The organism is Brevibacillus sp. AG162, assembly GCF_006715575.1.
Lineage (GTDB): Bacteria > Bacillota > Bacilli > Brevibacillales > Brevibacillaceae > Brevibacillus > Brevibacillus brevis.
On record NZ_VFNO01000004.1, the window covers coordinates 252,780 to 273,038 of the forward strand.

General features: G+C 49.8%; 20 protein-coding genes. 14 read left to right on the plus strand and 6 right to left on the minus strand.

Annotated elements, in window-relative coordinates; genetic code table 11:
* The first annotated feature begins 63 nt into the window (after positions 1 to 63).
* The 8 genes from FB479_RS15035 (at position 64) to FB479_RS15075 (ending at position 8,451) form a co-directional block, all read left to right on the plus strand.
* Positions 64 to 681, plus strand: a complete 618-nt coding sequence (locus FB479_RS15035; RefSeq protein ID WP_106654854.1) for an SET domain-containing protein — start codon at positions 64 to 66, stop codon at positions 679 to 681.
* Positions 682 to 760: 79 nt separating this feature from the next.
* A complete protein-coding gene (locus FB479_RS15040) occupies positions 761 to 2,428 on the plus strand; it encodes a glutamine--tRNA ligase/YqeY domain fusion protein (RefSeq protein WP_106654853.1) in 1,668 nt (555 codons plus the stop codon).
* A 121-nt stretch (positions 2,429 to 2,549) separates the two neighbouring features.
* On the plus strand, positions 2,550 to 3,884 hold the full coding sequence (locus FB479_RS15045; RefSeq protein ID WP_106654852.1) for an APC family permease: 1,335 nt from the start codon (positions 2,550 to 2,552) through the stop codon (positions 3,882 to 3,884).
* A 652-nt stretch (positions 3,885 to 4,536) separates the two neighbouring features.
* The gene (locus FB479_RS15055; protein WP_142065842.1) at positions 4,537 to 5,142 is read left to right on the plus strand and encodes a QueT transporter family protein; all 606 of its coding nucleotides are present in this window, start codon (positions 4,537 to 4,539) and stop codon (positions 5,140 to 5,142) included.
* Complete coding sequence (locus FB479_RS15060) at positions 5,139 to 5,981, plus strand: energy-coupling factor ABC transporter ATP-binding protein (RefSeq protein WP_142065843.1); 843 nt, start codon at positions 5,139 to 5,141, stop codon at positions 5,979 to 5,981. Before FB479_RS15055 ends, FB479_RS15060 begins: the two co-directional genes overlap by 4 nt.
* The gene (locus tag FB479_RS15065) at positions 5,978 to 6,793 is read left to right on the plus strand and encodes an energy-coupling factor ABC transporter ATP-binding protein (RefSeq protein ID WP_142065844.1); all 816 of its coding nucleotides are present in this window, start codon (positions 5,978 to 5,980) and stop codon (positions 6,791 to 6,793) included. The genes FB479_RS15060 and FB479_RS15065 overlap by 4 nt, the downstream gene beginning before the upstream one ends.
* Before the next feature lies 1 nt (position 6,794).
* The gene (locus FB479_RS15070) at positions 6,795 to 7,583 is read left to right on the plus strand and encodes an energy-coupling factor transporter transmembrane component T (protein ID WP_106654848.1); all 789 of its coding nucleotides are present in this window, start codon (positions 6,795 to 6,797) and stop codon (positions 7,581 to 7,583) included.
* Between the two features lie 16 nt (positions 7,584 to 7,599).
* Positions 7,600 to 8,451: an alpha/beta fold hydrolase gene (locus FB479_RS15075; protein ID WP_142065845.1), complete on the plus strand. Its 852-nt coding sequence runs from the start codon at positions 7,600 to 7,602 to the stop codon at positions 8,449 to 8,451.
* A gap of 39 nt (positions 8,452 to 8,490) precedes the next feature.
* Here FB479_RS15075 and FB479_RS15080 read toward each other — a convergent pair whose 3' ends face one another.
* On the minus strand, positions 8,491 to 9,186 hold the full coding sequence (locus tag FB479_RS15080) for a hypothetical protein (RefSeq protein ID WP_142065846.1): 696 nt from the start codon (positions 9,184 to 9,186) through the stop codon (positions 8,491 to 8,493).
* Between the two features lie 147 nt (positions 9,187 to 9,333).
* On the opposite strand from FB479_RS15080, the gene FB479_RS15085 reads away from it, so the two are divergent.
* The 4 genes from FB479_RS15085 to FB479_RS15100 all read left to right on the plus strand — a co-directional run bounded on the left by FB479_RS15085 (position 9,334) and on the right by FB479_RS15100 (position 14,735).
* Entirely contained in the window at positions 9,334 to 10,086 is a 753-nt protein-coding gene (locus tag FB479_RS15085; RefSeq protein ID WP_142065847.1) for a gluconate 2-dehydrogenase subunit 3 family protein, read from the plus strand.
* 15 nt (positions 10,087 to 10,101) lie between these two features.
* Complete coding sequence (locus FB479_RS15090) at positions 10,102 to 11,823, plus strand: GMC family oxidoreductase (protein WP_142065848.1); 1,722 nt, start codon at positions 10,102 to 10,104, stop codon at positions 11,821 to 11,823.
* Between the two features lie 219 nt (positions 11,824 to 12,042).
* Positions 12,043 to 13,251, plus strand: coding sequence for a trans-sulfuration enzyme family protein (locus FB479_RS15095; RefSeq protein ID WP_142065849.1), 1,209 nt, complete (start codon positions 12,043 to 12,045; stop codon positions 13,249 to 13,251).
* Positions 13,252 to 13,277: 26 nt separating this feature from the next.
* Positions 13,278 to 14,735 (plus strand): sigma-54 interaction domain-containing protein, encoded by a 1,458-nt coding sequence (locus tag FB479_RS15100; protein WP_142065850.1) that lies wholly within the window; start codon positions 13,278 to 13,280, stop codon positions 14,733 to 14,735.
* A gap of 67 nt (positions 14,736 to 14,802) precedes the next feature.
* On the opposite strand, the gene FB479_RS15105 is transcribed toward FB479_RS15100, so the two are convergent.
* The 3 genes from FB479_RS15105 to FB479_RS15115 form a co-directional block, all read right to left on the minus strand.
* Entirely contained in the window at positions 14,803 to 15,126 is a 324-nt protein-coding gene (locus tag FB479_RS15105; RefSeq protein WP_142065851.1) for an antibiotic biosynthesis monooxygenase family protein, read from the minus strand.
* A gap of 76 nt (positions 15,127 to 15,202) precedes the next feature.
* Positions 15,203 to 16,096 (minus strand): arylamine N-acetyltransferase, encoded by an 894-nt coding sequence (locus tag FB479_RS15110; protein ID WP_142065852.1) that lies wholly within the window; start codon positions 16,094 to 16,096, stop codon positions 15,203 to 15,205.
* Positions 16,097 to 16,298: 202 nt separating this feature from the next.
* Complete coding sequence (locus tag FB479_RS15115) at positions 16,299 to 16,814, minus strand: stalk domain-containing protein (protein WP_142065853.1); 516 nt, start codon at positions 16,812 to 16,814, stop codon at positions 16,299 to 16,301.
* A 223-nt stretch (positions 16,815 to 17,037) separates the two neighbouring features.
* On the opposite strand from FB479_RS15115, the gene FB479_RS15120 reads away from it, so the two are divergent.
* Positions 17,038 to 17,727 carry a uracil-DNA glycosylase gene (locus FB479_RS15120; protein ID WP_106654839.1) on the plus strand — a complete coding sequence of 230 codons (690 nt, stop codon included), beginning with the start codon at positions 17,038 to 17,040 and terminating at the stop codon, positions 17,725 to 17,727.
* Positions 17,728 to 18,126: 399 nt separating this feature from the next.
* On the opposite strand, the gene FB479_RS15130 is transcribed toward FB479_RS15120, so the two are convergent.
* Positions 18,127 to 18,768 (minus strand): thiamine diphosphokinase, encoded by a 642-nt coding sequence (locus tag FB479_RS15130; protein WP_142065854.1) that lies wholly within the window; start codon positions 18,766 to 18,768, stop codon positions 18,127 to 18,129.
* A 33-nt stretch (positions 18,769 to 18,801) separates the two neighbouring features.
* Positions 18,802 to 19,206, minus strand: a complete 405-nt coding sequence (locus FB479_RS15135; protein WP_142065855.1) for a 2Fe-2S iron-sulfur cluster-binding protein — start codon at positions 19,204 to 19,206, stop codon at positions 18,802 to 18,804.
* A 143-nt stretch (positions 19,207 to 19,349) separates the two neighbouring features.
* Between FB479_RS15135 and FB479_RS15140 the strand changes: the two genes are divergently transcribed.
* Entirely contained in the window at positions 19,350 to 20,258 is a 909-nt protein-coding gene (locus tag FB479_RS15140; protein ID WP_142065856.1) for a GNAT family N-acetyltransferase, read from the plus strand.
* Position 20,259 lies beyond the last annotated feature (1 nt).

The following is a 20,259-nucleotide window of genomic DNA, read 5'->3' on the forward strand; positions in this document are numbered from 1 at the left end:
TCCTGGGGCTGAACTGCTTATGATGATAAAAAGGCACATTCGCCAAGGAGTGAAACAAAGACCATGATGCATCCCGATACAGAATTGCGCTATATCAACGATGAGATCGGGTACGGTGTGTTTGCGACAAGGTTTATCCCAAAAGGAACGATTGTATGGGCACAGGATGATTTGGACCAGGTATTGGACCCTGCATTTGTGGAAAGACTTGACTCATTACGAAAACAGGACGTGCAAAAATATTCATTCAAGAACCAGTTCGGAAAGTACATTCTTTGTTGGGATAAGGCAAGGTACGTGAACCACAGCTTTCATGCGAATTGTGTGCCGACCATGTATGATCTGGAATTGGCTGCACGGGATATTTTTCCGGGCGAAGAGCTGACCGATGATTATGGCACGTTAAATCTGGATGAACCTTTTGATTGTTTGCCCGAGTCCGACACGGACCGCGCCCGCGTAATGCCCGATGACTTGCTTCGGTATTACCCGCAGTGGGATCGGATTGCAGCGGAAGCATTCCAACGTTTCAATCATGTTGAACAGCCTTTGCTGCATTTGATTTCCCCGAAGCATCTCGAAACGATTCGAGGGATCACGGAGCAGCGCTTAGCCATTGATTCTGTCATTCATCTGTATTGCAGGTCACAATGGCAAACGAGGCAGCAACAGAAGACGTAAGCGGGTCGGTCAACGACCCGATTTTGTTGAACTCTGGGTAGAGAATCAGTATTATGGAATGTAAAGGTGAAGTGAAAGGTTGATTTCATTGGAAAACAAGGTAGCGGCATCCAATTTTATCCGCAATATCATGATTGATGACTTGCAAGAGGGCAAAGTAAAGGAAATCATTACCCGCTTTCCCCCAGAACCGAACGGGTATCTTCATATTGGACATGCAAAAGCAATCTGCCTCAACTTTGAGTTGGCACGAGAATTTTCCGGCAAGGCCAACCTTCGTTTTGACGATACCAACCCGGTAAAGGAAGACATCGAATACGTAGAGGCCATCAAAAGGGACGTTCAATGGCTTGGCTTCGATTGGGACGGGCTGTTTTTTGCATCTGATTACTTTGAAGAGATGTACAACCGTGCGGTGCTGTTGATTAAAAAAGGTCTGGCTTACGTAGACGATCTGTCTCCCGAAGACATGCGTAAAATGCGTGGAACATGGACAGAGCCAGGTACAGATAGTCCGTTCCGCAACCGATCTGTGGAGGAAAACCTGGACCTGTTTGCACGGATGCGCCAAGGGGAATTCAAGGACGGAGAAAAGGTGCTGCGTGCGAAAATCGATATGGCTTCTCAGAACTTCAACATGCGTGATCCGGTTCTGTATCGAATCTCCCATGCGACGCATCACAACACGGGCGACAAATGGTGCATCTATCCGATGTACGACTTCGCTCATCCGTTGGAGGATGCCATTGAGGGCGTGACACACTCTCTGTGTTCACTGGAATTCGAAGATCATCGCCCGTTGTACGACTGGGTAGTCCGCGAGTGCGAAATGGAGAAGGTACCACGCCAGTACGAATTTGCCCGTTTGAACCTGACGAACACCGTTATGAGTAAGCGCAAGCTGAAACAGCTTGTCGATGAGAATGTAGTAGACGGCTGGGATGACCCGCGCATGCCAACCATTGCAGGCTTCCGTCGTCGCGGCTATACACCGGAAGCGATTCGCACATTCGCTCGTGAAGTAGGCGTAGCGCGCGCTAACAGCACCGTTGATGAGAAAATGCTGGAGTATTTCATCCGTGAGGACCTGAAGCTGAAGGCACCACGTACGATGGCTGTTTTGAATCCGTTGAAGGTCGTCATCACGAACTATCCGGAAGGACAAGTCGAGATGCTCGAAGCGGAGATCAATCCAGAGAATCCAGAGATGGGCAATCGTCAAATTCCGTTTTCCCGCGAAATCTACATTGAGCAGGATGACTTTATGGAAAACCCGCCGAGCAAGTATTTCCGCTTGTTCCCGGGAAATGAAGTGCGTCTGAAGCACGCGTATTTCATTAAATGCAATGACGTCGTGAAGGATGCTGATGGCAATGTGATCGAGATCCATTGCACGTATGACCCTGAGACGAAGAGCGGCAGTGGTTTTACAGGTCGCAAGGTAAAAGGTACGATTCACTGGGTGGATGCGACCAGTGCTGTTCCTGCTGAATTCCGTTTGTATGAGCCATTGATTATGGATGATGAAGAGGCAGAGGGCACATTCCTCGACAACGTTAACCCGAATTCGTTGGAAGTGCTGCAAGGCTATGTGGAGCCAAATATGAAAGAAACCAAGCCACAAGACAAGTATCAATTTTTCCGTCATGGCTATTTCAATGTCGATCCGAAGCATACGACAGATGATAAACTCGTATTCAACCGAATTGTATCGTTGAAGAGTTCCTTTGAACTGCCAAAAGCATAGGAAATACTCATATAAATCAAGCGCTGCTGTGCATGGAGAACCCGTGTGCAACAGCGCTTTTTTCTTTCGTGATTATAAATCAGCGTGTATAATTATTCTGTTACAAAAAGGGGGACAGGCAGTGAACGGGAGAGCAGAACTAACACGTAGTTTGAAGCTGCGGCATATTGTCGTAATTGGACTGGGCTACATGGCCCCAATGGCCGTTTTTGACACCTTTGGCATTGTTTCTGGAGAAACGGGGGGGCACGTTCCTGCTGCTTATGCAGTCACACTTCTTGCGATCCTGTTTACGGCGGCAAGCTACGGAAAGATGGTACGGCTATTCCCTTCAGCAGGGACCGCGTATACGTATACGCAACAAACGATTCATCCCTATGCAGGATTTTTGGTAGGCTGGGCGTCCTTGCTGGATTATTTGTTTTTACCGATGATTAACGCTTTGTTGACGGGGGTATACCTATCGTCCGTGTTTCCTGACGTGTCGACAGCGTGGTGGATTATTGGATTCATTGTATTGGTGACGGGTTTAAACGTATTTCGCGTAACCGTAACCGCATCCGTCAACTCGTTTCTCGTGTTGTTTCAAGTCGTGGTCGTCGTGTTGTTTGCGGGATTGGCAATCCGTGGTCTTATGCAAGGTGACGGGCTTGGACAAGTATTCAACCTGCGTCCTTTTGTGTCACCGGATCTATCTGTCATTGCACTGCTTTCCGGTGCGGCGATTCTTTGTTTTTCCTTCCTTGGCTTTGATGCAGTAACCACGCTAACGGAGGAAACTGTCGATGCGAAAAAGACGATTCCACGCGGGATTATGCTCGTAGCACTCGCAGGAGGAGCGCTATTTATTACGGCATCTTATTTCATGCAATCATTATTTCCTGATGTTTCGGTATTGTCTGATCCAGAAGCGGCTTCTGCGGAGATTGCTCTGTTTATCGGTGGGACGATCTTTCAATTGGTGTTTTTGGCGGCAGCGTTGTCTTCGACACTGGCATCCGGGCTCGTATCTGTCACGAGCGTAACGCGCTTATTGTACGCAATGGGACGAGATGGATTTTTGCCGCGACGCTGGTTCGGTTATGTACATCCGAAGCTAAGAACTCCTTTGCTTAACGTCTTGCTGGTCGGAGCGCTGATGCTGTTCGCTTTGTATATGGATTTGTTAACGGCAACTTCCTTTATTAACTTCGGCGCGCTAATCGCCTTTAGCTTTGTGAACATCAGCGTAATGGCGTACTATTTCCGCAAACAAAAGAACAAGCATATCAAGGATTGGTGGGGCTTCGTGCTGTCTCCACTCATCGGGACAACGTTCATCGCCTTCCTGTGGGTAAACCTGGAAGAAACGTCCATGATGCTCGGCTTGCTCTGGACCATTGTCGGCTTGATCTATTTGCTGTACTTGGTGAAGATCAAGAAAACCAATTTGGAAATGGTGAAGTTTGAGGAGTAGAGTGGCTGTCGTGGAGAAGAAGTGCATTTCCAGTCTGCGCTTCGGCCTCCGCCCCGCGAGGGGGATTGACTGCCCGCCCCGGAATAAATGGTGGGAGCGCTTCAAACGTAGAAGTTTCGAAGAAGGATTCCATAAGTGAAGCTGAAATTCCCCACCATTTATTCCGGAGCTAGGTTGGGCTCCAGAGGCGCTTGGACTGGAAATGCACTTCTTCTAACGTGGCTTTTGAATAATATTTGAAAGTGAATTCGGGAGGGAGAGAACAATGATTCTCTCTCTTTTTTATTCTCCCTAATTAATGCAAGGGGACACCAAACAGCTCGCAGAGGAAACAGGAGAAAACAGCGAAGATCTTAGGGACACCGACCGAGACGCAATGCAAAAAGCGAAACACGCCTTTAAGCGTCCACCTCTGAAACACATCCTGATTGGACCACTTTGGACGCGGTTTCGCTTTTTGCATGGAGTCGGGCAGTCAATCCCCCAGGGGGTGGCCCTAGAAGCTGAGCGTTTTCTCCTGTTTCCTCCCCACCACTACAGCCTTGAACAATGGTTTTACCCACCCTCTTCTAGACGATCCAGAAAAGAGAGAGTAAACTGGCTACAGGAATATTCCAAACATTAACACCTGACACAAGGAGGGTTTATTCTGATGCTTTCGACTCTATTTCGACGGAAGTGGACGACGGTAGATTACGTCCTGATTGTCGTCACAGCCGCGCTCTACGCTGTTGCCATTATTATGCTTGCCAATATCAAGCTCATTCCTTCCGTACCGATCCGTCCGGCCAATGCCCTTCAGCCCGTTTTTGGCATGTTATTCGGTTTGCCGGGGTGCATAGGCCTTGCTTTTGGAAATATGGTCAGTGATTTGTTAACCGGAAGCGCACCGCCTCATGCGATCGCGGTCGGTTTCTTTTCTAATTTTATGGGGGGCTTTATCGGGTTGCTTGCTGTGAGTCACCCTGCACTGAAAACAAAGCGGAGCGTCCTTCAATACATTGTGTTTGTCGTTATCATCAGCTCTGCAGTAGTAGCATGCGCGATTTTGATTAACGTGGCGCTGGGCCTGACACCAAAAGAGGTGGCGGTATGGTACATCCCAACCGTGTTCTTGAACCAAGCCATTTCAACGGCGATTCTGGGGCCAATCCTCTTGAAGCTGTTGCACCCATTCGTGAAGCGCTCTGGACTATACCGGGGTCGCCCCTTGCAGGAATTCAACTATCTCGGAAATGAAAGCAGGATCGCAAGGTGAAAACAGAACTATTGCTGCGAGTAAACGGAGTCAATTGGCACTATGAAGAGGGAGCACTGCCTGCGCTAGCGGACATTCATCTGGCGCTCTATCCAGGGGAAGTGGTCGGCGTTGTCGGGCCTGCTGCCGCAGGGAAAACAACGCTGCTATTGACGATGTCAGGTCTGATTCCGGCTAACTACGGTGGACACTTCGAGGGGAGTGTCGAGTCCAAAAGCGAGCAAGGCATCGTCTTTCAGGACCCGGAGACGCAGTTCATCGGGCTGACCGTCGAAGAGGAGCTTGCCTTCTCGCTTGAGAATGCTGGGTGGTCGGACGAACGAATTGAAAAAAGAATGGCAGAGGTACTCGATCTGATCGGATTGAACGGCTTTGCTAATCGTTCGCCTCTTGAGCTGTCGGGGGGAGAAAAGCAGCGGGTGGCAATTGCATCTGCTCTCTCCCACAGTCCGCAGGTGCTCATTTTGGATGAGCCTACTTCCGAGCTGGACCCGGTGGGAGCGCGGGAGGTCTTCTCGCTTCTTGCACGGCTGAAGCAGGAAAAAGAAATGACGATTGTGGTATCGTCCCATGCGACAGAAGAACTCGCTGCCTTTTGCGACCGAATGATTCTGATTGCAGAGGGGAAAATCGTTTTGGACCAGCCGACTCGCCAATTTTTTGCCCAAGTGGACGTGTTGGATGAGCATGGCATATTGGTCCCGGATGTCATCCGACTCTATCACATGCTATGCCAGGAAGGCGTCATGTCATCGTCCTCTGCTGGTGTGCCTCTGACTGTTGAGGAGCTGGCACTCCACTACAAGGAAGGGCAGCTCGTTCGGGAGGGAAGCCTGTGAGTATCGTCATTGAATTCGATGAGGTCTGGTATGGCTATGAAAAGGAAAAGCCGGTGCTGCATGGCGTTTCGCTCCAACTGAAACAGGGAGAATTCGTCGCCATCATCGGGGGAAACGGTTCCGGTAAAACGACATTGGCTAAGCATTGTAACGGTCTATACAAGCCGACACAGGGTACTGTCAAAGTGAATGGTCTCGATACCAAGACGATGAACGTTGCCCAACTATCGAGAATCGTGGCGTATTGCTATCAAAATCCTGATCATCAAATCTTTCATTCGACCATAAAGGCGGAGGTAGCATTTGGGCCCAAAAACATGGGCTGGCCGCCTGAAATAATAGAGCAAGCTGTCGCGGAGGCGTTGGCAGCAGTGGGGTTATCCGACAAGGGCGACGAAGAGCCCCATTTTTCGAGCAAAGGCACGCGACAAAAGATTGCGGTGGCTTCGATCTTGGCGATGAAGCCGCAGGTGATCGTACTGGACGAGCCTACGACCGGTCTCGATTACCGAGGCATGCAAGAAATGATGGAGTTGGTGCGGCATTTGCACGCAGAAGGTCATACGATCATTGTCATCACGCATGATATGCGTCTGGTAGCGGAGTACGCTCAGCGAGTGATCGTTATGCATAAAGGAAAGCTGCTATGCGACGGGGACCCACAGCACGTATTTTCGCAGCCGCAAGTAGTAGCTGCTGCCCAAGTAGAAGCGCCTGCCATGTATCGTTTCGGGAAAGCAGTGGATGTCCATGATCCGATTCCACTCACGCTGACAGCGATGAAAAAACAGCTGCTGGGAGAGGGGAACTAAGATGAAGAATGCCCATCCGAGCTACACGCTGCTTGTATTTGTGCTGCTGGGCTTGCTCCCTTTTTTATTCCAGGACCCACGTGCGCTTATCATTCTGTTGGCGGTAAACATCGCGTTGATTGCCAAGCTGGGCTGGGAGCGCTCCATGATTAAGGCGTACGTGTTGGTTGGTGGAATCGGTTCGTGCTTTGCTGTGATTACGTGGCTGCCGTTTACCAATGTAGGCACTCCGTACTGGAGCAGCACCATTCCGTTGATCCACTATCCCGTGCAAATTACGGATGTCGGTGTCTTATGGGCATTGGGAATGGGACTTCGACTGGCGAATGTCGCGTTATTGTCGATGTACTATGTGTTTACAACTTCGCCCAGAGAAATCGCAATGGGACTTCGCGGGATTGGCGTTCCGTTTTCGATCAGCTATTTGCTCTCGCTCATTTTTCGCTTTATTCCCCTTGTCAAAAATGATTTGGCGATCATTCGGGAAGCGCAGATGGTACGAGGGATGTCGACGAGCGAAGGAAATGTTCCAGAACGCATCAGGAAGTACAGCTACTTGCTTGTGCCGCTCATCTTCAACTCACTCAAGCGTGTGCAATTGATCGCCAATGCATTGGATGCCAAAGGCTTTCGCATGCGTAACAGTCAGCATCGCTTTTACCGCAGCAAACGGTGGAAAAAAACAGAAGTAATCACGTTAGTGGCAAGTGTATGCATCGTCGCAGCATTGTTTTACATCGCCAGACTACATCCAGAGCATATAGGCGTGCTGATTCCGGGGCGTATTTAGTAAGGAGGCAAGCAAAATGAACGAAGCATTGTTTTCGCAGGTCAATCGTTTGCAGGTAGAAGGGGGCACGCTGGAGTACGGCGTCACCGGAAAGCCAGGTGCACCTGCGCTGCTGCTTTTGCATGGCATTCGCAACACGAAGCTACTGTTTGCGCCCATCGTGCCAGCATTGGCAGAGCGATATCGGGTGATTGCGGTAGATATCCGTGGTCACGGGAATTCTGAGAGCCAGGATAATTCCTTTTCGTTTGAGAGGATCGTAACGGATTTGATTCAACTGTTGGAGAAAGAACAGCTCGAACAAGTGACGATTGTCGCAGCGTCCTTTTCTGCTGTGCCTGCCCAGATGCTTGCGATCCGCGAGCCCAAGTGCGTAGCTTCGCTCGTTTTGCTGGATGGAGGCTATTATTCCTTGGGAGAAGTGCCCGGATTCAATAGGGAGAAGGTTGTCGAGCGGCTGGCTACCACGCGGTTTTCTTCCGTAGAGGAAGCAGAAAGGCAGTTCGCAGAGCGATATGGTACGAGAGTCATGCCAGAGGGCTGGATGCGAGAGGAGCTATTGAAAAGGGAAGACGGCAGCTACGGTTACCGTTTGCCGAGGGAGGGGTTCTCTGCTTATTTCCAAGAGTACAGCGTCCATAGCCAACCGGAATTGTTCCAACAGCTGACATGCCCCGTGCTTTTACTGCTGGCTGACGACAGCTTTTTATCAAAAGACGAGCAGCAGTTTCATCGTCAGGCAGTTGTCAATTATCAGCGGATTGTGAAGCAGGCCAAGGTGAAAGTGATACCAGAAGCACAACATTTGCTGATGGTGACGCATCCGCAAGAGACAGTGAACGAAATCCATGATTTTTTGTCGAAATAAAGAAGGGACAAGCGAAAATGCTTGTCCCTTTTTCTTTGGTTACCGCTTTGCTTCACGCATGAGCACGTTCAGCTGTTCTGCCATGGCTTGCTTATTCTTTTGATCCCTCATGTGTTTTTTTACCGTTTCCAGCGCTTTGATGCCTTTTTTCGAGCTGATGACCTTCACGGGTGTATCCGTTCCGTAAATACGCTCGATTTGGGCGCGAGCTTGTGCGAAAGTGCTTTGCTGATCGCTCGTACCCAATGTCCCTGCGGTTCCGCTCCCTGATTTTGTACGAGCAGCATCATGCCCTCGACTGGAACTGCCGGAGTAATTGCTGATGAGATGGGACTGCATCGGGTCCATTTGATTGATCGATTGTGCATTGGCAGTAGAAGGAGCCAGGTAAATGGCATCATTCACAATCAACGCCTGGACGCCGTGAACGCCCGCTGCCTTCAGTTGGGCTTCCAGCTTCGTGGAAGGACCGCCCGTGTGCAGGTGTGAGCTGCCCATAGAGCTGTATAGAGCATTGCCCATTCCGCTATACGTATGGCCTTGCGAATTTGTCGTGAATTTTTTGTCGCGGTCCACGCTGGGAATAACCGTGGCGTCATTTGGATTTGGTGCCAATGACTGAGTACGTGCTGGCGGTTGTGGTGTCGGAGCCGGGGCCGCTTGATTCACACAGGCTGTCAAAAGAAGGACAGCTCCTAATCCTGCGGTTCCTACCCATGTATGGAAGTGCTTCATCACGATCCCTCCAAGTCTTCCTGCCTAGATAAGATTATCCTTTGTTCGCTGCATGAAGTTATGAGTGGAGCATGTTGGAAAAAATTCTGTTAACCACGATTATCTTTTGGAAAAAATGCACAAAACAAAGAGAGGAAATCACTGGAGGTGGTCATTTTGGCAGAAGCAAACAACACGAATGAGCGGCCAGTATCCCGAAGGAACTTTTTGAAAAACTCCGGGCTGGTGCTCGGCAGTTTGGTCGTAGGAGGAGTGGCAGGGAGCTTGCTCCGCAGACCGGAAACTCCGCCGCAACCGGGAGCAACTCCGGCCCCTGCTGCCGATTACAATCAGGCGCTTATGTTTTTTACGCCTGAGCAATTTAAAGTGGTGGACGCCGCTTGTGAGCGCATTTTTCCTGAGGATGAGCTGGGTCCGGGCGCGAAGGTACTCGGTGCAGCTTATTTCATTGACCACCAGCTGGCGGGTGATTGGGGCTTTAACGCTCGTGAATACATGCAAGCGCCCTTTTATCCGGGTGAGATTACACAGGGCTATCAAGGCAGGTTGAAACGTAGGGAAATATTCGACATCGGTATTCAAGAAATGAACAACTACAGTAACAGTACCCACGGAAAACGGTTTTATGAACTCCCGCCGGAACAGCAGGACGCTGTCTTAAAGGCTTTTGAAACCGATGAAGTAAAATTGACGACCATTTCGGCGAGCACTTTTTTCAATATGCTGCGGGCCAGTACGCTCGAAGGCGTTTATGCAGACCCCCTGTACGGCGGCAATAAAAATATGGATGGCTGGAAAATGAAGAATTTCCCAGGTAATCAGATGGCGTATACGCAGCTGATCGATAAGCCTGAGTTTGTGAAGATGGCTCCCTTAAGCTTGCGGGATCATCAACATTGAGGGAGGACTGTACATATGGCCAAAAAGTTGCCCAAGGTTGACGTCGTGATCGTGGGAGTGGGCTGGGGAGGAGGCATTATTGCTTCTGAGCTAACCAAGCAAGGTTTGACAGTAGTAGGGCTAGAGCGAGGCAAGGAGCGCAAAACCGAAGACTACTTCATGGTACACGACGAATTGCGTTACGCTCTTCGTTATGAGCTGATGCAGGATTTGTCCAAGGAGACGATCACATTCCGCAGTAAAATGAACGTTCGCGCGCTTCCAATGCGGTCATACGGTTCCTTTTTGCTCGGGACAGGACTCGGGGGTGCTGGTGTCCACTGGAACGGACAGACCTTCCGCTTCCTGCCGTATGATTTCGAGATCCGCAGCAAGACGATTGAACGGTATGGCGCAAAGAAAATTCCAGAGGGGATGACGATCCAGGATTGGGGCATTACCTACGATCAACTGGAGCCGTACTTCGACAAGTTCGAAAAGATGGCGGGAATCGCGGGCGAGGAAAATCCGTTGGGGGGAAAACGCTCCAGTCCGTATCCAGTACCTCCGATGCGTACTACACCGAGTATGAAATTGTTTGCGGATGCGGCGAAAAAGAGAAACCTGCATCCATACATCCTGCCATCAGCAAATCTCTCGCAAGCGTATACCAATCCAGACGGGGTGGCACGGGCAGCTTGTCAATATTGCGGCTTCTGTGAAAGGTTTGGCTGCGAGTACGGAGCAAAAGCCGATCCAGTGGTGACGGTGATCCCGGTAGCCAAGAAGACAGGGAAGCTTGAAATTCGCACGCATTCCCATGTCCGCAGAATTTTACATACAGGGAACAAGGCGACAGGCGTCTTGTATACGGACGTCACGACGGGGGAGGAATTCGAACAGCCCGCCGATATTGTGGTGATGACCAGCTATGTATTCAACAACACGCGAATCTTGCTCATGTCCAAGCTGGGGAAACCGTATGATCCAGCAACGGGAAAAGGCGTGATCGGTAAAAACTACGCCTACCAGGTCATGCGAGGAGGCGCGGTCGGCTTCTTCGACGACAAGGAGTTTAACAATTATGCAGGCGCAGGATCGTTGGGAATGTGTTTGGATGACTACAACGGTGATAACTTCGATCACTCCGATCTGAAATTTATCCATGGGGCGAATATCGCTGTCACACAAACCGGCTTCCGACCAATCGGCACGAACAAGGTGCCGCCGGGAACGCCTAGCTGGGGCAAGGAATTCAAGGCTGCATCGATCAAATACACGAACCGGTTCATATCGGTAGGCGCCCAAGGGGCTTCGATGCCATTTCGCCAACACTTCCTTGATCTGGACCCGACGTACAAGGACGCATTTGGCGATCCGTTGATGCGCATTACGTATGATTTCGTCGATCAGGACAGGGAGCTGGCAGCTTTTTGTGCGGATAAGTGCGCAGAAATTGTAAAAGAAATGGGGGCGAACGAGAAGCTCGAAATCAACCGCAAGCTCGGACCCTACGATATTACACCATACCAATCGACGCACAATACAGGCGGCGTCATCATGGGAGCCTCTCCAGAAACCTCGGCAGTTAACAACTACTTGCAGATGTGGGATGCAGAAAACGTATTTGTCGTCGGAGCTTCTGCCTTTGCGCACAATAGCGGCTACAATCCGACAGGAACGATGGGTGCTCTCTCCTACCGAGCGGCAGAAGGCATTTTAAAATACAGGAAAAGCGCGGGCGGCATGCTCGTCTAAGATGTTTTTTTAGTTATGCAAAACACAATTGCAACTATGCGAAAAGTCGTTGGGGCAACTAACGGCTTTTTCGCATGGATCTGAAAAAGTCCATTTGCATAATTGCGAAAGTCTATGAGCACAAAAAGCGAAAAGCACTGGAATGATGCGGTTTCTCACCTTGGCATGCTCCTTGCTATATCCATTGGTAACAGCTGAAGCCAAAGGGAGAGACGAGAAATGACGACAAACAAGTGGAAGATGGACACCTCCATTATTCATACCGCACAAACACCTTGCCAAAAAACAGGAGCAGTCGTATCCGCGGTGGTGCCTGCCGTGGCCTACGCGTTCCCAGATGCAGACTCCGCAGCGGCGTGCGTGGCTGGCGAGCGGGAAGGAACGTACTACGGAAGATATGGCAACCCTACCATCACTACCTTGGAGCAAAAAATCGCCGCATTGGAAAATGGCGAGGCTGCCTTGGGCGTAAGCAGTGGGATGGCAGCCATTTCGGGAGCTTTGCTCGCCTTTTTGAAGCAGGGTGATCATGTGGTGTGTACGCGAGATGTGTACGGAGGAAGCTACAAGTTTCTTACGACCATGGCCCCGCGTTATGGCATTGCGACGGACTTCGTCGATTGCACTGATTTGCAAGCAGTCGAGAGAGCCTTTTTGCCGAACACAAAAGTACTGTACATCGAAACACCCTCGAACCCGTGTCTGACTGTTTTAGATATTTCGGCGTTGTCCCGATTGGCGCACGCACATGGCATTGTGGTAATCGTCGACAACACCTTCTTAACCCCGTATTTGCAGCGACCACTTGAGCTAGGGGCAGATGTCGTCGTGCATAGCGCCACCAAATATTTGAACGGACATGGCGATGTCATTGCAGGCTTCATCGTTGGGAAGCAGGAACATATCCAATTCATGCGCAAAAACGTCATGGGAGACTTGGGGCAAAATTTGAACGCTTGGGATGCTTTCTTGATCTTGCGTGGGCTGAAGACACTCGGCTTGCGTGTCAGACAGCATGGGAAAAACGCGCAGGCAGTGGCGGAGTTTTTGGCGCAGCACCCTGCAATCTCGCACGTCTACTACCCTGGTTTGCCTTCGCATCCACAGCATGAGCTGGCCAAACGGCAAATGGCCGGAATGGGCGGGATCGTTTCCTTTGAAGTAAAGGGCGGCTACGAGGCAGCCAAATCTTTCATTAACGCTCTGCACTTGGCTATGATATCGTTTAGTTTAGGAGATCCCGAGACACTGGTACAGCATCCTGCCTCGATGACGCATTCCTCGATTCCTGCCTCTGAGCGGATCAAGTTCAACATTACGGACGGTCTGATTCGCTTATCGACTGGCTTGGAGGATGTGGAGGATATCATCGCGGATTTGGAGCAGGCGTTAGCTAGTCTGCCAATGGCAGCAGCGTCCAGGGGATAAAGGAACGTGAAACTGGAGGATTGGGCATGACAGAGTTTTCCCGGATCGAGGAATTCATTCAATCGTACGCCGACAATATTTCCAAGGTGCTGGGACTCGATGTCACCATCCTGGATGAACAAGGGATACGTGTAAGCGGAACCGGCTACTATCAGGAGTTGATTGGATTGCCTGCACCGGAAGGATCGTTTTTCCGAATGATCCTGCAAACCGGACAGCCGGGAATGATTTTTGACATGAAAAAGAACGAGTCGCAATGCGGCAATTGCAAGTTTTTGCAGCAATGCCGGGAGCTGGCGACGATTGGATTTCCGGTGCACAAACGGGAGAAGACGGTAGGAGTCATCGGAATTATCGGCTTTTCCCCTGAACAAAAGGAAAAAATGCTGCACCACTCGGAAAAATGGATGCCGTTTTTGCAGCATACGAGTTCCTTGATAGAGCACAAGCTGCTAGAGCTGGATGCGGAGCGGGAGAAGAGCTGTAACATTCAAGAGGAAATGCCGCAGGCCTCGGTTCATCCGGTGTATTTCGCCCAGCTGATTGGGGCAGAAACAGGCTTGCGCGATGTGATTGCCAAAGCAAAAAAAGTGACGAACAGCATTTCTACTGTTTTGATCCGGGGGGAGAGCGGAACGGGCAAGGAGCTGCTGGCAAAAGCCATTCACTGCGAGAGTGGGCGCAGCAGACAGCCATTTGTGGCAGTCAATTGCGCGGCGATTCCCGAGACCTTGTTAGAAAGCGAATTGTTCGGGTACGAAGGCGGTGCATTCACAGGCTCCAGACGCGAAGGGAAGCCGGGGAAATTTGAATTGGCCCACAAGGGAACGATTTTTCTGGATGAAGTAGGAGATATTCCGTTGTCCCTGCAGCCTAAACTGCTGCGCGTCCTTCAGGAGAAAACAGTAGATCGGGTAGGCGGCATAAAAACGCTGGGTGTCGATGTACGTGTCATTGCCGCTACACACAGAGATTTGGAGAGTATGGTCAGGGAAGGAACGTTTCGCGAAGATTTGTATTATCGACTCAACGTCATCCCCCTGCGGTTAAAGCCGTTGCGAGAACGCACGGAGGATATTGCGCTTTACCTGCGGCACTTCCTGTATCGGTACGGGACGTTGCTGCAAAAAGGCAGACTGGAGCTCGAAGCTCAACTCGTCCAACGACTACAGGCATACGAATGGCCGGGGAATATTCGTCAGCTGGAAAATGCGGTCGAGTATATGGTCAACATGGCGGAGGGGCAAGTCATCGGCAACGAGGAGCTTCCTGAGTATTTGCTGTTCGAGGATGAGCCGAGGATAGTGGGTAGCAGCGATTTGGGATTGGAAAAGCTGGTGGCTGATTATGAACGTTCCATTCTCCAGCGTTACTTGAATGCAGGCAAGTATGGCCAGGACAAAGCCGCGATTGCCAATGAGCTGCAAATCAGCTTGTCGACCTTGTACCGGAAGATGGAGAAGTACGGATTGGAAAAAGGATAGGGGGACAATAAAAAACCAGCCTGGATTGATCGGAGTTTTTCCGAGGTCTGGGCTGGTTTGTTTGTATTTACGAAGGCTGCGGTTCTTTTTTCGCTTTCAGCTCGTAATGGCCGGTTTTGCCGCTGATGTACCACTCAGGGGTTTCTTCCTCACGTGCTTGGCGGTGACCTTCCAGATGGACGTCGCTCAGCTCCCACTGCTTCCACGCCTCTTTTGATTCCCAGCGGATGATGACGACCACTTCTTCTTCACCTTTGCGCGGCTTCTGTACCAGCACGCTCAAATCTACAAAACCAGGAGCCTTCTCAACAGCACCAGGCTCGCTAAAGCCTTGTACGATTTTGTCAGAATGACCTTCCTGGACGACGTATGTTTTTATCTCCATCATCATGAAGTGCGACACTCCTTATATACCATTTCCCTACTTTTCCATATTATTGAGAAATATTATCATTGTCAACCAGATATTAGCAAATGGTAGGACGATCGAGAGCTTCGGTTTCAAGTGGGACTTCTTCTTTCTTGGCGGCAGCGAAAATATCAATACCGCGTTCGAGCAGGATTTCTACCGCCTCGCGAACAGGGAGAAATGGCAGGTGCATTTCATCGGCTACGGCAGCTTCTATATCAGAGACAGTGTGGAGGGTTGTTATCTGGTTTGTGCCATCCGAATAGCCGAGCTGGAGGGTATTGTTTTTAAGAACCACGAAGCGATCTTGCTCCAGCTGAAAACGATGGATGTGAAGTCGATTCAAAAAGAAAGCGTCTGGTAAAAAAGAGGAGCGGATGACTTCCGTCAAGTCAGACAGTTCTTTTCGTTCATCCGGATGAAAATCCCACGGAGGAATTGCTACTTTTCCGTTTTCATACCGCGTAAAGCGATAGTGTTCAGGATGATCGGGACTTTTGGTCAAATCCATCGAAACAGTGCCAAAAGATCTGGCATGGTTCCCCTCTTCCAGAAAATGAATCGGCTCAAAGATAGGAGCGGTAGCCCCCGTATCTACATAGACAGGTGTTTCTCCAGTATGGGGACCATCGATCAGGATTGCAGCATGCCCTCCGCCTGGCAAGACCAGATTACCGGAAAATCCAAGTGCACGAAGCAGTGCGAGAAAGCTGTGATTATTTGTCATGCATGTGCCGCCGAAGTGATGACTGATCGCGTTTTGTACATATTCTTCCGGGGAAGGTATAGCATGTTTTCCAGCCCGGAAGAAAAGCAGCTTGCTTACATTTTCATAAGGGAAGGTCTGTAGATGCGCACGGCAGAGCTCACTGAGATAAGAGAGGCTGGGGGACTTGCGGTCTAGCTGTAGACGTTGAAGGTATAAACTCGCCCAGTTCGGTAAGGTAGACATAAACAAGTTCACTCCTTATATAAAATAAATAGTAAATAAAAATGTTTATTAAATAGCTGTAGGGAGATCGTATCACATGGGACAAGTGGGAATCAATCTAAATTTTTCCATGAAAACAAAAAGGCACCGGAAGGATATCCTCCGGTGCTAGCGGGTCCCTAGTCCGCTGTCTTTTTCGTACGAATAGATAAGTGCAATAAAATTATAACAACGACTTAATTTCCCCGGTATTCGGGTTCACTACGAACCAGCCATACGTACTGGTGTAGCTGTCGCCAGATTGGAAGTTGTTGACAACTGTTTGGTACACTTGGATGACATAGTGACCTTTTTCGTCGTCGTGAGCGTACTCGACTACATGTGTTGGAGTGAGTTTGCCAGCGAATTTCTTTTTCACCAGCTCGATCGCTTCCATTTTGGAGTACATTTTTGCTGATGGAATTTTACCGATGAAAATCGATTTGGTTCTCGCATCGTAAATGACCGGTTTGTTCAGGTTCTCTGCTACGAAGCGGATAGGCACATAGACGGAGTTTTTGTACATGATGCCTTGTACGTCGCTGTTTGGTGATTTTGGCAACCCGTCAAAATAGTAGGTGAACGGTGTTTTCATTCCTTCTTCCGCGTCTGGAAAAGCGGGTGCTGCAATGGCAATTCCGGAAAAGAGCACCGAACCTACAACAATGCCCCCCAAAAATGACTTGATGTTCCATTTCATGATGTGAAACCCTCTCCCTTTCTCTTTTCTCTAAATCTTCCCAGCAATCATTATGTCAAAGATCATAGGAGAAAAGCTATCAAACGAGGGTACTAGGAAACAAAGACTAGGAATCGCGGGAAAGATAGGACTAAATTAGAATAGTCCTAGTTCTCGAATCAGTGGTTCAGTGATGGGAAGCTTTGTGGTAAGGTAGAAAAAAACAGCGGACAAGGTGAGGAACATGGCAACCATATTGCAAAATGACTGGGCCCCCGTATTGGCCGATGAATTCGAGAAGCCCTATTATGTAAAGCTTCGTCAGACGTTGAAGGAAGAATATCAGACGCAGACAATCTACCCAGATATGTATCAAATATTCACAGCGTTGCACCTGACTGAATATCAGAATGCAAAGGTTGTGATCTTGGGGCAGGACCCGTATCACGGACCGGGACAAGCACATGGATTGAGCTTTTCGGTCAAGCCGGGAATCAAGCCGCCGCCGTCTTTGGTCAACATCTACAAAGAGCTGAAAAGCGATGTCGGTTTTGAAATTCCCCAGCATGGTTATCTGAACCATTGGGCGAAGCAAGGCGTCATGATGCTGAACACTGTCCTGACGGTTCGTCGCGGCACTCCGAATTCGCACAAGGACATTGGGTGGGAGACGTTTACGGATCGAATTATTCATTTGTTGAACGACCGGGAGACTCCACTCGTTTTCATCCTGTGGGGAAAGCATGCGCAGGAGAAGGCGGCATTCATTGATCGAAACAAGCATTTCGTCATCGCCTCCCCGCATCCGAGCCCATTTTCGGCGAATCGCGGCTTTTTTGGCAGCCGTCCTTTTTCGCGGACCAACGAGTTTTTGCGTTCACGCGGGCTTCAAGAGATTGACTGGCAGTTGCCGATGCAGGTTGAGGAAGAGTAGTCTTTCTTTTAGCCAGGAAAAAGAAAAGGATCTCCAACGTATTGCATAAGATTGGAGATCCTTTCTACTTTTAAGACTGTGGTAACGCAGAGTTTATAGGATTGGACATTCAGTTTATACGGACAAGGCTGATCATCCCAAGTTTTAACAGGCAAAGCAGGTAAGAAGAAAAAGCACAGTGCTCGTAGACCTTGACAGCGCCTACCCAGTCGGAACTTCCAAAAGGGGACCACGGTTGTCGAACACTTCTTCCTTGAGAAACTTCCGCCCGTAGGGTGGCTTTGGCTCGACGGTCCCCTTTTGGAAGTGGAGACGGGCAGTGAATCACCCATGCTGGGGTGTCAGAGTCGAAGAGAACTGTGCTTTTTCTTCTCCTCCACTATGTTGACTCAAACCAAATCAGTCTTTGCTTTTGACAACGAGCAGCTTGCCTGTTTGAATCGTGATCGTTCCAGTCTGTTCCGTCAGCAGATTGCTGATGCCAAGCGTGTCGCCGATCCGCAGGGTGGCGTCCTTCAACGGATAGAGGAATCCGGTCAAGGTAATCCCTGTTACTTCCGGTGTAAGAGGCAGTAGAGAGATATGCTCAAAATGATTCTGCTCTATCGTACTATGGCGGTCAATCAGCCGGATTTCATTGGTCTCGTCGAGGATGCAGCAGCTGATGCCCGTCTGCAAAACTTTGTTCAGCAAGTGTACATTTGCCAGCATATGGTCAAAACGAGAGCCGAGCACACCGAGCAGCACGATTTCCTCCGGCTGTTGCTCTATTGCCCAAGTAAGGGCCATTTCTGTATCGGTCAAATCTTTCATTACGGGATCGCAGGAGGAGACGTGCATACTGTGTCGTTCAATTTCTGCCATTTCCTCGGTGCTGACAGAATCAAAGTCACCGATCGACAATCTTGGCACAAGACCGTTGCGAACGAGGAACAAGGCACCTCTGTCAACGCCGACGAGCCAATCATTTTCACGAATCTCTTGGATCGCCCAGTTGCCCAGATTGCCCCCTGCGAATAGTAGGATGCGTGTAGGATTCATGCTACGGCCACCTTTTTCTATTAGAAATAACCTCTATGTAGGAATCGAAGAGCGAAATGTGCTCTGACAAGCGAGGCGATAGCCTGTAGCGAGTTTTTCCCCCAGCTTTGCTTTTTCCTGTCCGCTTGGGGTATCGAGTAATGATGCACCAGCTACGATCTGCACACTGCACTTGCCGCAATGCCCTTGTTGGCATTTGTATGCGATGGGTTGATCTTGCGTAATCGCAGCTTGTAATAGTGTCTCGGAGGGGGTGTACCGGACTGGCATCGTTTGTGAGCGTTGCTTTGCCTGTACGAGCTTCTGCTCTGATTGGGGGCGAGTCGTATTCAATCCTGCTTTTTTCAACGACGTATGCACGGGAACGGGAGCCGGACTCGACATTTGTACGTCAGATCGTCCAGGTATGAGCGAGCCAACCGTAAGCTGTTTGCGCATAGGAACCTCCCGAGTAAGTGATTTTTTTCATATTACCATGTCAGGCGTGTGGGTGACAAAGCTGGCGAAAGTGTTCGTAGATGATTGAATTTTTAGATTTTATTGATTAAAATAATTTTATTAAAAACCAGGAAGGTGATACCATGATTACCATCAAACGGATGAGCGACTGTACCTTTGCAGAAGTGACCAAAGCGTGGAACCGAGGATTTGAAGGTTATTTTATCGAGTTTACGATGACAGAAGAAATGCTTGTCCAGCGACTGGGAGGCGAGGGATACGTGCTGTCCCTGTCTGTGGTTGCTTTTGATGGCACAGAACCGATTGGCGTAGTAGCCAGCGGGATGAGGACCATTGCAGGGAAAAAAGTCGCGTGGAATGGTGGAACGGGTGTCGCCACGGAATATCGTCGACAAGGAGTAGGGAAGCAACTGATTGAGGCAACATTGGAATTATACCGGGAAGCTGGAGTGGAAGTAGCTACCTTGGAGGCATTGAGCCAAAATACCAAAGCGATTGCCTTGTATGAGCAAAAAGGCTATGACGTTGTGGATCGTCTGTTGTTTTTGCAGCAGAGTGGACCGCTGGCAGAGAATGTCTTTCAGACGAATGTACAGGCTGAGTATCGGGTTCGGCGCATTTTGGCCCAGGAAGCCGCTATGCTGCCGTTTTACGTGACCGATGTCCCTTGGCAAAATTACTGGCTGAACTTGCGAGATGCGCAGGCTCTGCTCGTAGAAGACAGAGAGGGTCAGGCGGTCGGCTATGCGATGTACAAGTGTTCGATAAACGAAGAAGGCAAAGTGAGTGGGATCGTGCTGCGTCAATGTGTAGCGCAGCCAGAGCATCCTGATGCACAAGATATTTTGAAAACCGCACTCGCGCATGTGTATGGGCCGCTTGAGCGCGATTGCCGCCGATCTACGTTTAATTTGCGTGCGGCAGATACCTTGCTTGTCGAAATACTGCAAGCGGCGGGATTCGGTCCTTCCGAGACGGAGCAGGTGTTTATGATCAAGCAGATGGAAGCCGCACAGACCCCTGTCGTCTAAG